The organism is Microcoleus sp. B3-A4 (assembly GCF_036705385.1).
Taxonomy (GTDB): Bacteria; Cyanobacteriota; Cyanobacteriia; order Cyanobacteriales; family Microcoleaceae; genus Microcoleus.
This window is the reverse complement of sequence record NZ_JAUBUI010000126.1, coordinates 1-11,679: the sequence shown is the minus strand read 5'-3', so window position 1 is coordinate 11,679 and position 11,679 is coordinate 1. Positions and strand designations below refer to the sequence as shown.

The following is an 11,679-nucleotide window of genomic DNA, read 5'->3' as shown; positions in this document are numbered from 1 at the left end:
AAATTGTCATAATGATTAGGCTCCAAACGTTGACGCTTAACGGTTTGGGGAAGTTCGTGGTTAGTTCAGTGTGCCAACACTGAGCTACCGCGCATCAATCTTCCTTGTCTTTACATTGCAGGTTTTTAGCTACGTTGTCAACAGGTAAATTGTAAAGTTTTAGGCATTAATTTAAGCACAAATAATATTAGTAAAAATGGCAAATATAGCAGCTAATAAACCGTTATTAACTACTATATATTTTTGGCTTAATGACAGCTTTAAATTTCTGGAACTTGTAAACTATACCTGCTGCCCGCGTAGTGTTTGTAAATAATCTCTGGGCTATTACCTACCCACTGCGCTATATCTTTAGCATCAATTCCTTTATCCAGACAGAGAGTGATAAAGGTATGACGGGTCTGATAAGGGACGCGATACTCAAGTTCTAAACCTTGTAAAATCTTCTTCCAAACCCTCTTGCGAAAATTGTCCTGAACAATGAAGCCACCTTCGGCAGCAGGAAAAACCAAACTATCAGCATTACGGCTTAACGATTTGATGTCCTCAAGTATTTGGCGCAGTTGACCGTTAATCTTGAACTTGCGAAATGATTGCGTTTTCAACCCTTCCTTGCGAATCCGTCCTCCCGGTGATTGAACTACAGCCTCTCGAAAAAGGACGGTCTGCTTATCGATGTCAACGTTTTTCCACTGCAAGCCGATCGCCTCGCTAGGGCGACACCCCGTGTAAAACAGGAATTGCACGTAAGCCGCATAGTTACTGTGCAGGTGGTTTCTTGACGTGAAAGGATGGCAAAACTGATTCGTCTTGAAGGCTTCAATGATTGAGTCTCGCTCGGTTGCGGTAAACGGTTCTATCTCCCTGTCCCCGGCGTCAGCCTTTTTAGAGCGGGGAAGTCTTATCTCTGAAGCCATGCGAGCAAAAGGGTTAGCGTCAATCAGCTTGCTGTTTTTCGCCCAGCTATAGCAGGCAGAGAGTTGAGAGATTAATCGCTTCGCCGAATCAACTGTCAAATTTGCCATCGCCCAATCACGAACCGCGACTGCATCCATCTCCGGCAAATCAGAAAGTTTCGCCAAATGATTTCTGGTTGCCTGTAACTGGTGAGCCAGGTAAGACGGGCTAACTGACGCTTTCTTGAAATCAATGTATTTGTCCCAAGTCCCCAGCAAATTAAGTGGCTGACAACTTACTGACTGGCTGACCTTGTTAAGACCTGCTAAGGCTGCAACCAGTAGCTTTTGCTGTTCGTTGATGGTTTGAGCTTGGATTTTGGCTAGCTCTATCATTTGGGCTATATCGTGCTGAACATCTGTCATCATTTCCGACCTCCAGTAGCAATACTGCTAGCGTCGGAAATGATTAAGAGTTGCGACTGCCACCAAGAGGGTCGCACCAAAATTGTCATAATGATTAGGCTCCAAACGTTGACGCTTAACGGTTTGGGGAAGTTCGTGGTTAGTTCAGTGTGCCAACACTGAGCTACCGCGCATCAATCTTCTTAAACTTACGATCGCTCTTTTCTAGCCGCTTGTCAACGGGTGGCTATAAAGTTTTGTGCGAGTGAAGCCCCAGGGTAAACCGGGGCGGTAGCTTCCTAATTTCCTGGGATGTAGCTCAGGACTCCTCCATCATCTCCCGAGCTGTCGCTAGAAGAGGCAGAGCCTCCTTAAAAGTCATCTTGGCTTTCGGGTTTTTAGCTTTGAACTGGTTGTAAACTTCGGCTGCGTCGGGGAAATCTTTCCCGGCAGTGGCTGATTTTTGTTTTAGGTCGGCGAGCTGCTGATTCAATTCACCAATTTCAAGCCTTAACCTGGACTCTGCGGGATTGGGTTTTAAGCTGTACCCGCGCTCTAATTCCCGAATCTTGTCCGCCTGTTTGAGCAGGGTTGTCTTTGCATCTGCTAGTTCACATCTGGCATCGCTCAGTTCTTGCTGCCAGCGAGCTTTCTCAAGCTCAGTCGCGCGTTGTTCCCGGTGCAGTTCTGCTGCTGCCTCTTTTAAGTCCGTTTTAATCCGTGCAACGTCTTCTCTTTCTGCTTGCAAGTTGCTTAACTCATTCTGCAACCGTTCTACAACTTCGTTATCAACCTTGGGCAACTCCACAGAATTACCCGCGTCGGACTTTCCCGGCAGTGCCTCCTGTATATCTTTAACGGCTTTTAGCAATTCCGCTACCTGTGCCTCTAGCGCGGTTACTCTACTTTCTGCAACCGCCTGATTTGGTACAAAATCAATCTCCGCTGCCGATTCTGCAACCTGTTCTGTAACCTCTGCAACCCGTGGCACTGGGGGAGTTTCTAAAGCTTCTGCAATCTCCTCAAGCTTTGCGATGCTTACCTCTGAGGACTTGCCAATATATTTTTTACGTACCTTTCCTGCAACCTTTCTGCAACCGTACCAGTAAGAGCTTGCCTCTTTGCGGACTGTGTAGGCTTTGCCGTCTCCTGTTGGTTCATACCTGAAAGAGCCGATCGACTCTAACCACGCCGCGCCCTTGGGAGAATCTAACTCGAATACCTTGCCGTCCTCTGTCTCTATTAATCCTTGCATCACCGAGGGAATTGCCATAGGTTGCTTAATGGGTTGCTTAACTGCTTACTCAACTAGCTTAAGCAACTTTTAAGCAACTGTCAAGGGTTGCTTAAACTTATTTTAGGTACGCCACAGGCACAAAGTAATTTGCCTTCCGTTCACCAGCCACTACAGCACAACTTTAATGTTCAGCCCACCAAAAATAAAATCTTTGACGGGCTGAAATTGTTATTGCTGGTGTGGCGTTCTGAGAAAATATTGATACCCCTATCAGCTCTCAGAACATGAATTATTCTACTAAACTGTCGCGCCGAAAACTGCTGCTACTGTTGGGCGGAAGTTTATTGGCTGCCACAACAATCTCCGCTCCATCCGAGGCCGCAAAGAAGGGAGGAAGAATTCGCGCCCCTCGGTACTACCCGCGAAACCGGAACCGCAACGATGACGATGCAACTCCATCTCCGACACCTTCTCCCACTCCACCGCCAGCACCGGAGCCATACCGTCCGACCTCTCCTGTCTTGATGTTTGGATTAGGGGGAGGAGTCCTTGGTGGATTTGGATTTCTAGGTGCATGGCTGGTGAAAATGAATCAGAAACCTGCTCCAGCAACTCCAAGTCCGCCAGCGCGGAAATTGAAAGCCGTAAACAAAGCAGCCCCCGAAGTTGCTGACTGGTACGTGTTCCGATCGGGCAAGGCAGAGGGCCCGTACACCGCACTGCAACTCTGGGAAGTTCAGAAAATTACAGATCGCACAAAAGTTAGACGGGGAGAAGCCGACTGGCAACGAGCCGGTGAGGTCGCAGAACTGGCAAAATATCTCAGTAAAAAATAGACATCAGATTAACGTTTATTCTCAACAAAGCGCTAGTCAGCATCAACAACGTGACTTTTTAAGTTCTCTGGGGACTGGATTAACCGCAGTCCGGGCAACTCAGGCTTTACATCGTTTAAACGTGGTTTCCCGCCATATGAAAGCATTGATAAAGCACTCACAGCTCCCCTAACTTGGGCATCGCTGACTTCTAAATATTTCTGCAACTCTGTCAGGGTGCGATGGCCGCTGACTTGCTGGATGACCCGCAGCGGGATGCCGGCATTGCTCATCTGAGTCAGGGCGGTGCGGCGGAAGCTGTGGGTGCTAGCTCCTTCGATGCCGACTCGCTTGCAAGCTTCTCTGAGGATAACGGCGGCTGAGTCGCTGGTGATGTGCCGCCAATGATGTCCGGGGTGGCGACTGGGGAACAGGTAAATGGGGCCGGCGTGGGGTTGCCACAGGGTCAAGAGTGATCGCAAGTCTTCGATAACCGGGATGGTGCGGGTTGCTAGTTTGCCCTTGGTTGCGGCTTTTCTGATGTTTACAGAGGCTCTAACCCTACCCGCCGAGGTGTAGACATCCTCGGACAGCATTGAGCAGGCTTCAGCGATGCGAGCGGCCGTGTAGAGGCAAACTCCAAACAAAGCTCTATCTCGATCAGTTTGCAGTCCCTCAGCGAACAGAAGCTCTATCTCAGGATGTGACAAAATCGCCGCTTGCCCGTGCCTGTCTATTTTCACCGCCATGTTCCTAACTCCTTGCAGCAATTAAACATCATGTTGGAACCTCCCAGCGAATCTGATCCGGGAAAGCTAGCGTCTCATCCCAGACTCCCCCCACTTTCTCTATCAGCATTCGATACTGAGCGCCGTCTGTCGCAGCCAAGAAGGAAGCGCGCACCCATTGCCCCCAGCGCTGCACCCATCCCGTTCTTCCTATGGGGTGTGTTTCTGTACTTTCTGGCAGGGTTTCAATGGTTGAGGTTGTTGTCACAGTAGGTGTTTTATCTAGATCTATAGTCCGAGGTGTGACAAATTGCGGTTTTGGGGGGGCTTTTTCGTAACAATCCTTACTGCGAGCCGATTTGAGGTCTACTGTGACATCAGCCTCAACCGCTGCGATGCCGTTCTGCTGGAATTCAAACAAAGCGAGTTCGTCCCTTTGCTTCCAAGCCTCAAAAATCTCCGATCGCAAACCTTCAGGCTCCGAGATTTTGTTGCCAGCCCTATCAAAGCAATTTGCAGAAGCAGCGCCGCCAAACTTGTAAAACCTCACCCGCTCTTCACCGATGCGGCGCTGTTCGCCTTCGAGCTTGCGTCCTAGTTGCCCCAAAAAGCTCCCCACGACTCCGATCGGATTCTTTGTCACCTTCTCTTGAGTGACCGTGATGCCTGTCAAAAGTTTGATATCTGCTGCAAGCTTCAACGCCTTGGCCGCGAACTCAAGAACCTCTGGCGATTTGTTGCTCCATTCCTTTGCCCGGTCTGTGAACTGCAAAGTATTTAAGAGTTCGTGAATTTTCAGCTTGCCCGTGGTTTGTCGGACATCTTGAAGGCAGAGTTGCCCGTCGCCGCTCTTTATCTGGGAGTCGATACTTTTGCGATCGCGCATCCAGACAAAATCTGGATTGTGGGTCAGCAAATATTCAAGATGGATTTTTCCAAACCATTTATCTTGATGGAGCTGTCTGAGCTGTGGGGTAACTTCTACTTTGTAGATTTCCCTCAGTCTGAATTTTTCCTCTTGATGCCGTTCCGTGTCGGTTTTGCTGCGCTGCTGTTCAAGCTTCTCGAATTCCTCGCGATCGATGTCGTCTGCCTCTGCCACGGCAACAGCTTCCTCAACTTGACTGATAATTCTCAGCGCTTTAATTTCCCCGGCAGTGTCGCGGTCATCATCTCCGCAATCTGTGAGGGCGTGACCTTCAGCGACTAAACCATCTCGCACAGCTTCCCGAAAATCCCAAATTGACGAATTTATTCGGGCCGCGTACTTTCCCCAAAATTTTAAAACTATTGGGTTGTAAGCTTTGTCGAGGTCAAACTCAAAATCCTTAAGCAGTTGCAGGTTGTAGCGGCAGTCTTTTTCTTTAGATGCGGCTACTGCCTTGTAATTTGATTCCCCGTTGCCAACTTTCCCCACTGCAATCTGGCGGCACCAGACAAATCTCGGCACCGGTTCCCGTACCCGTGCCAGAGATTGCCTAACTTCATTGTCAGAGGTTGCGCCCTGATAAATGCCAAACACGGCGGTAAAGTGTCCCCGCAAGTCAACGGATACCCCAGTTGCCAGCGACGGCGAACAAATCACGATATCGTAAAGCGCCGCTAGTTCGTTGATTTTCTCAGCGCATTGGTAAGCAGGATGCTCAGGGTTCGCGACAGTCTCGGCATCTATTCTGAGGATTTTCTTACCAGGGCAGCGCGATCGGTAATATTTTTCTAAATTCTTGCTGCCGTATTTGCTCTTGGCTTTTTGAGAGTCGGTACTAACCCAGATTTTGCTCCCAAAAGTTACCTGATCGACTGAATCCTTGAGGAGTCCCGATGGATTGTCTTGAGTTTCGCCTTTGACGTGGTGGGTGTCGTAGAACAATATTTCCCAAGGCTCAGACGGTTGCCAGTGATTCACGGCAATCCAAGGTGCGACATCAATTCCAGAAAGCTCGCGAACAAAATCGATACTGTAATCGCTTAAGTCGGCATCCTGTAAAACGACTTGACCGCCAGAAGTCAGCACGGTTTGCAGCAAAAGCTTAAGGCTTGCAAGAATTGCTTGCCGATGTTCCCGGCAAGTTGCCGAGTTGAGCGCGTGCCAGAAAACTTGCTCAACTTCATCAAAAATAATCAGTGCACCTTTCCAAGCTAGCGGATCGAAAAATGCTTGAGAGTTCGGGTGCAAGCTGTCGATACAGAGTCCGTGTCCTAGAGCTTTGCCCTCAATTTTGCGATCGCCGTCGTTGTTCATTTCTTCGATCCAAGGAATTTCTACGACTTGGCAGATTGCCCGCCCTAAAACAATTCTGTGTACAAGGACTCCGACTTTGTGACCTTCTGCCTGAGCTTTAGCCGCTAGTTTTCTGAGCGCGTAGGTTTTCCCTGAGCCTTTGGGTGACTTTATACAGATAAGTCCTGAGTCAGGGTAGGGGATATCAAGATAACGCTGGTTACATTCCCAAGCGATTGGGTGAGTCAGCGCCCAAGCTTTTCTCCTGGTTTCCTTACCGAGCCACAAGAAAAACTGTTTCTGAATATCATCAATGTTTCTAGCGGCCGACATTACCGCGTCAACATCCCCGCCTGCCGCGCCAAAATCATCAATCCCTTTTTGCGGGCCCGGCAACTGTGCAATTTTGGCGATCGCCTTTTGCAGCAGTTGCCCAGTAGCTCGCGCCGCTTTGAATTCTACAGACTGAAAATATTGCCCGTCGCGCCAATCAAAGATAAACGTGATTTCGCGTCCCGGCGTGTCGAATTCTTGTAAATCTTCGTGCAGTCGTTCGCCGAGTCTTTTGCCGTCGGATTCCTGGTAAATAACGCGACGACCCATCCAGATGCCGTTGAGAGAAATTGCAGCATACCCCAGAAGCATCAAGAATCCTGCCTTTTTTTCCCCTTCAGCAGGTTCGACAGGGATATTATTGTCTCGCACCCAGTCCCAAAACCCGATCGCAAGTCCCCACGGCCCGACTAGCACTGGATTGTCAGGAATTGCAACACCGTAGCGCTGGGATATTAATTCCCATATTGGTAGCGTCGGGAGTAAGAAAGTCGGTCGGCAATCAGTTTTGATATATCGCCCAGCGTTGTCGTAATATCCGCTTGAGTGTAAATACTTGCCTTTCTTAGACAGAGGGCCGTGAGTAACTTTGGCACGACCGTGGCACACTAACGCCACAGACTCCATACAGTCGTCTAACTTGGCGCGTACCTTTCCGCCTCGGACTCCCGTGCCAGATTGTGTCGCTGTGACTTTTGGGTTAAGCGTTTCAAAAAGTTCTGCACCCCTTTCTGTGTGCCAGTTCCCCATGAAGAAAGGAAACTTTAAATCGAAGCTTACACTTGGCGGGCTAGATGCAAGCAATTCTTGCAGGTGCTCAGGCAGAAGCTCAGTGTTTTCGCAAAGTATATTTTGTGAGGTAGAGTCTTGACCAAGGTGGTCAATATTGTATAAACTAGACTTAGTTTGGGTCATTGTAGGATGTGGCCCAGACATCCCTTTCGGAAATTGTTATAAGTTTTCTTAAAAAAATTCAAAAAAACCTATAAACTGACGGTGTATATATTGCGAGGGCTCTGGAATCCGAAAGGATGCTGGGCTCTTTTTCTTGTGTATATATTGCGAGGTTCCCAGAGCTTTGACATAGAAACAAGACTAAAGCAGAAACCTGCTTAACGGATCATCAAAACGACTTTTGGGACGGTTATTAAGCTTTGTAACGGAATTATGAGTAAGTTCCGTCTGAGTTGCCCCGTTTCTTAATGCCGTTGTGCCAGCAAGTTGAGGGGGTTGTATGCCATTTTTTTGCATCCAGCTTGGCTATGTCTGCAATAGATTGCCGGAATGCTGCCACTGTGGATTCAATGAAGGCATCCTTTGAGGTTTGCCCTAGGATAAAGCTGAACAACAGAGAGAAGCGAACCCAAAAATTAGATTCCCCTGTTTGTCGCAACCAGGAATCTAGATCCTTGTCCATCTGTTCTAACTTTTGCTTTCCTGCTCGGGTGTTGTATTGCTTGCTTACTTCGGCAAAAGACGGGTTTTTAGCGGTATGCCTCAATATTTTCTCTATTTTGGGTGATGAGACTTCAGCGTAAGGCTGGAGGCATACAGCAAAATCGGCGTTAGCTTCTTGCGCCAAAATATAAGCGAACAGCTCCACGGGCGCGGAAAAAGGAAATTCGAGTTTCAGCCAGCCAGCAATCTCTCTCAGTTTTGGGAAGCAAGCAATAATCATTTCCCAGTGTCGCTGCCAGTACAAAGTACAGAGCCATACTTTCTGTCTGTGGTAGTCATCAGGGTAAAACGATAGATCGGCCTCTTCCCCTGTGTGCAGACAGTGCCAGCACAACGCTATCCCCAGCATTATGCTTTTGTTACCGAACCAGTGACCCCTCTGATCCAAAGTTAAGTCAAGTTTCAAGTAGGAGTCATGAGGTAGAAGCATGAGGCATTTGAAAATAGCGTTAGCTTCTGCCGAGTTATGCCGAGTCATGATGAGTTTGTCCTTACGTCGCTCGTTTCTAATTGTTTTTGCTAAGCGCGGAAGGGTTTAACCCTTCGTCCAGGCAGTTTATCTGCGCTCAATCGGTTTCGCTCGTTTCTAGTTGTTCTTGCTAAGTCCCGAACGGTGACACCCTTCCAGTACGCGCTTTACTTGTCCTGAGTATCTTCAACCACTGCAAATCAGGATATGTGTTGGATAGTCACAAGGCCTTAGGCCTTGTGACATCTACGTATGTGCTATTTGCTTGGAAGGTCTATAGCCTTCCAAAATCTACATATGTGTTGGATAGTCCGAAACCCGTAGGGTTTGGGAAATCTACATACGTGCTGGATATGTTTTGGTTAAAGTGTGCTATCCCTCCTCCCCAACTAAGCGCTTGTACTCAGCTTCAACAGCTTTGTATTTTGCGCTTCACCCTTAGACACTCCCCTCAGTTCTGCCACTGTTTTGACTACACTCTGACACCATGTAGAACCCCTACGGGTTTCTGACTTTGTGTACATACCCAGAACACGCGCTGAAAACTTCCTCCCCTTAACCGCCAAATCCTCCTAGTTTTTAGATGACTCTGACCACACTCTGACTACATAGGGAAACTATTAGGTTTCCGACTTTGACTACATACCCAGAACCAGTGCAGTAAATTCTTGCGCGTTGTGTGCTACTCTCCCGTCAACTCTTTGAACTGCGTCCGCGCTTTTTTCCAGTCGTTACTGCCACCTTTGGTGCAAGCCCAGAGTTTTTCGATTATGTCCTTTTGGTTCAGGTTCAACTCAGAACGCATTTTTTTGATTAACTCAATGGCTTGATTTCGAGTGAGATTCAAACTTGTGAATGTTTCCTCCTCAATTGTCAAAGCCTTGTCCTCTGGAGGGTTCACGACTTGAATCTGAGATTCAGCAGGTTCTATTTTCTCGGTTGCTGGTTCAGGCTCGACTAAGGCTTCTAATCGCTCCCGCATCCTTTCCATGTCTTCCGCTGCTGGATTTAAAATTGCCTCTGCTTCCTGCTGTCGGGACTGCTGACTTACATAAGTGCTAACTGCAATTTCATCAGCCACATCAGCTTTAATCGCCCTGGCTTTCCATTCCTCAATCTCATTTTCCTCTGCTAATTTACGGGCGATGTTACCTGCACTGATCGCGCAGGCAACCGCACCGCTCAGACTCAATCCTTGAATTGCCTTGTGCCAAGAAACTTTTTTATCAAGGGCAACCAGAGGACTGAGCCAAAGTGCGATCGCAGTTCCCGACAAAATCCACATCTTTAAGAGCATAAATAAATGCCCCCGCCGATGAGCGCCATTGTCAGCACTGCCAGAAGCAAAGCCTGCAGATTTTCTACAGAAATTTTGAGCCAGCTAGAAACTGAAAAATCCAAGAGCCAGCACAAGCCCCACAAAATGAAAGAGCCAGCGACCAAAAATGCGATCGCCTTTGCCGACATCGGATGCAAACTCGCTACCCATCCCAGAAGGGAAGAGAGCGATGCACCCGCTAAAAAATAATTAGCCAAGTACATGGCTCGCATTAGTTTTTACCTCCGCAATAAACTTTAAGCTGGCAAGGAGTCCCCGGCGCTTTCTCTTTCATGTGCTTGCTTGCTGCGTTTAGCGCGTCGTAAACATCAATTGGGGTATCAGACTCAAGGTGGATTATTCCGATAGTTCGCTCGGTTGCTGGGTTGAGGGCAAAAACATCACGATTGTATTTCTTCATTAGTTTGCCCCCGTCAGCTTGGCTTTGATAGCGTCAATCCGTCCCCGCGCATCGCTCTCAGCTTTATCAATCCCTAAGCCCAGCCGAGCATAACCGGGTGTCAGACCGTAGAGTTTTTTAGCAAGGGAAGCGTTCGATCGCACTTTTGCGAGCTCGTTTGTAGCCACTTCGCCTTCGTATTTGCGGTGGCTGCGATGCACCGTAGCATCGGCTTTCTCAATCTTGCCTAGAGATTTATAGGCTTTTTTAGAATGTCGAGCGCCCTCGGTTTTTTCCTTGGCTAACTTCTTGAGTGCGTCGGCTTGGTCTTTGTCGAAATACTGGGGAGCCGGAACCACGGGGGCGGTGCGGATACTCCCGAAGTTACCGGGATTCATCGGGGTTATTACTCCCGCGTCGGTCTGTGCCAATACCTTAGATTTGTCGATCGCATGGCTGCCATCGTTGCCAGCGGATAGTTTACCAGCAGCGTTTTGACCGCCGCCGAATAGTCGAAGCTGTAGAGACATTTATTTTGCTCCAATTTGAATGTTAACTTTGATGGGAGGGAGTAAATTAAGCGGATTGATGCGAGGCCAGAGACTCAGCAGCAGCACAGACAGTCCCGCTGATGCGAGTGTGACTGCTATGAGTTGCCCAAAATCTACCCATTCCAGCAGATTTATCTGGCGGTTTGATTCCTGGGAAGCAACCGCTACCGTGTTAGGCGTGACTGAAAGATTGCGATCGAACTCTAGACCGTGCGCGAGTAGTAACTTTTCCCACGTTGCGGTTGCTGTAAGCTTTCCGAAAGTTCGTGCTTGCTCGTTCGTGAGATTGCAATCGTAGGCAAGCTGTTTTAAATGCTCGATTCGGCGGCGTGACCGCATCGGCTCAGGCATGACTGACAAGCCTCAGTTCACTACCTGCGGTCGGTTCCCCGTCAAAACAGGGATAGGAGCAACAGTCAGAAGTGCTGCGCGTCCAATAAACGTAGTAAACCCAAGTTTTGGGAGGATAATATGAGCCGTCTTCTGGCACGTAACACAGCCCCACAATCTCACCAAAATCGGTAGAAGACTCAGGAGCTTCCTCGTCCTCGTCCCCATCATTTTCTTCCCAGTCCTGGGCAACTAAGTCGCCAATGTTAAATTCTGGCAAGGGACGCTTGCTAGGAGACGCAGCAGGCTGAGGACTAGGAGATGCAGCAGCAGGCTGAGGACTTGCGACAAAGCACAGTGAAGCCACCGATAAAACTTTTTGCAAAAGTTCACGGCGCGGAAATGTGAAGACTTGCGATCGCCCCTGTGGGTAATCACCTGAAATTGTCATAATGATTAGGCTCCAAACGTTGACGCTTAACGGTTTGGGGAAGTTCGTGGTTAGTTCAGTGTGCCAA

12 protein-coding genes are annotated in these 11,679 nt (G+C 48.5%); 1 reads left to right on the top strand and 11 read right to left on the bottom strand.

Features of this window, described 5'->3' with window-relative positions; all coding sequences use genetic code 11:
• Window positions 1-260: 260 nt before the first annotated feature.
• Both QUB33_RS27570 and QUB33_RS27565 read right to left on the bottom strand, forming a co-directional pair.
• Window positions 261-1,325, bottom strand: coding sequence for a site-specific integrase (locus QUB33_RS27570; RefSeq protein ID WP_333357229.1), 1,065 nt, complete (start codon window positions 1,323-1,325; stop codon window positions 261-263).
• 295 nt (window positions 1,326-1,620) lie between these two features.
• Complete coding sequence (locus QUB33_RS27565) at window positions 1,621-2,574, bottom strand: hypothetical protein (protein ID WP_333357226.1); 954 nt, start codon at window positions 2,572-2,574, stop codon at window positions 1,621-1,623.
• Between the two features lie 248 nt (window positions 2,575-2,822).
• Here QUB33_RS27565 and QUB33_RS27560 point away from each other — a divergent pair, with 248 nt between their 5' ends.
• Window positions 2,823-3,374 (top strand): DUF4339 domain-containing protein, encoded by a 552-nt coding sequence (locus tag QUB33_RS27560; RefSeq protein ID WP_333357223.1) that lies wholly within the window; start codon window positions 2,823-2,825, stop codon window positions 3,372-3,374.
• A 32-nt stretch (window positions 3,375-3,406) separates the two neighbouring features.
• On the opposite strand, the gene QUB33_RS27555 is transcribed toward QUB33_RS27560, so the two are convergent.
• The 9 genes from QUB33_RS27555 to QUB33_RS27515 all read right to left on the bottom strand — a co-directional run.
• Window positions 3,407-4,102 carry a tyrosine-type recombinase/integrase gene (locus QUB33_RS27555; RefSeq protein ID WP_333357220.1) on the bottom strand — a complete coding sequence of 232 codons (696 nt, stop codon included), beginning with the start codon at window positions 4,100-4,102 and terminating at the stop codon, window positions 3,407-3,409.
• Between the two features lie 28 nt (window positions 4,103-4,130).
• On the bottom strand, window positions 4,131-7,385 hold the full coding sequence (locus QUB33_RS27550; protein ID WP_333357217.1) for a plasmid replication protein, CyRepA1 family: 3,255 nt from the start codon (window positions 7,383-7,385) through the stop codon (window positions 4,131-4,133).
• A gap of 415 nt (window positions 7,386-7,800) precedes the next feature.
• Window positions 7,801-8,571: a hypothetical protein gene (locus tag QUB33_RS27545; protein WP_333357214.1), complete on the bottom strand. Its 771-nt coding sequence runs from the start codon at window positions 8,569-8,571 to the stop codon at window positions 7,801-7,803.
• A gap of 673 nt (window positions 8,572-9,244) precedes the next feature.
• Window positions 9,245-9,859 (bottom strand): hypothetical protein, encoded by a 615-nt coding sequence (locus QUB33_RS27540; RefSeq protein ID WP_333357211.1) that lies wholly within the window; start codon window positions 9,857-9,859, stop codon window positions 9,245-9,247.
• Window positions 9,850-10,113, bottom strand: coding sequence for a hypothetical protein (locus QUB33_RS27535; RefSeq protein ID WP_333357208.1), 264 nt, complete (start codon window positions 10,111-10,113; stop codon window positions 9,850-9,852). Before QUB33_RS27535 ends, QUB33_RS27540 begins: the two co-directional genes overlap by 10 nt.
• Window positions 10,113-10,301: a hypothetical protein gene (locus QUB33_RS27530; RefSeq protein WP_333357205.1), complete on the bottom strand. Its 189-nt coding sequence runs from the start codon at window positions 10,299-10,301 to the stop codon at window positions 10,113-10,115. Before QUB33_RS27530 ends, QUB33_RS27535 begins: the two co-directional genes overlap by 1 nt.
• Complete coding sequence (locus QUB33_RS27525; RefSeq protein WP_333357202.1) at window positions 10,301-10,810, bottom strand: hypothetical protein; 510 nt, start codon at window positions 10,808-10,810, stop codon at window positions 10,301-10,303. The genes QUB33_RS27530 and QUB33_RS27525 overlap by 1 nt, the downstream gene beginning before the upstream one ends.
• A complete protein-coding gene (locus QUB33_RS27520; protein WP_333357199.1) occupies window positions 10,811-11,182 on the bottom strand; it encodes a hypothetical protein in 372 nt (123 codons plus the stop codon).
• A partial coding sequence (locus tag QUB33_RS27515) for a hypothetical protein (RefSeq protein ID WP_333357196.1) occupies window positions 11,175-11,679 on the bottom strand: 505 nt, incomplete at its 5' end. The genes QUB33_RS27515 and QUB33_RS27520, both read right to left, overlap by 8 nt.

Excerpts from the sequence above, each read along its gene's own strand:
- QUB33_RS27555 (WP_333357220.1), bottom strand. The coding sequence starts at position 4,102 with ATGGCGGTGAAAATAGACAGGCACGGGCAAGCGGCGATTTTGTCACAT.
- QUB33_RS27530 (WP_333357205.1), bottom strand. The coding sequence starts at position 10,301 with ATGAAGAAATACAATCGTGATGTTTTTGCCCTCAACCCAGCAACCGAG.
- QUB33_RS27520 (WP_333357199.1), bottom strand. The coding sequence starts at position 11,182 with ATGCCTGAGCCGATGCGGTCACGCCGCCGAATCGAGCATTTAAAACAG.
- QUB33_RS27565 (WP_333357226.1), bottom strand. The coding sequence starts at position 2,574 with ATGGCAATTCCCTCGGTGATGCAAGGATTAATAGAGACAGAGGACGGC.
- QUB33_RS27570 (WP_333357229.1), bottom strand. The coding sequence starts at position 1,325 with ATGATGACAGATGTTCAGCACGATATAGCCCAAATGATAGAGCTAGCC.
- QUB33_RS27550 (WP_333357217.1), bottom strand. The coding sequence starts at position 7,385 with ATGGGGAACTGGCACACAGAAAGGGGTGCAGAACTTTTTGAAACGCTT.
- QUB33_RS27545 (WP_333357214.1), bottom strand. The coding sequence starts at position 8,571 with ATGACTCGGCATAACTCGGCAGAAGCTAACGCTATTTTCAAATGCCTC.
- QUB33_RS27535 (WP_333357208.1), bottom strand. The coding sequence starts at position 10,113 with ATGCGAGCCATGTACTTGGCTAATTATTTTTTAGCGGGTGCATCGCTC.
- QUB33_RS27525 (WP_333357202.1), bottom strand. The coding sequence starts at position 10,810 with ATGTCTCTACAGCTTCGACTATTCGGCGGCGGTCAAAACGCTGCTGGT.
- QUB33_RS27560 (WP_333357223.1), top strand. The coding sequence starts at position 2,823 with ATGAATTATTCTACTAAACTGTCGCGCCGAAAACTGCTGCTACTGTTG.
- QUB33_RS27540 (WP_333357211.1), bottom strand. The coding sequence starts at position 9,859 with ATGCTCTTAAAGATGTGGATTTTGTCGGGAACTGCGATCGCACTTTGG.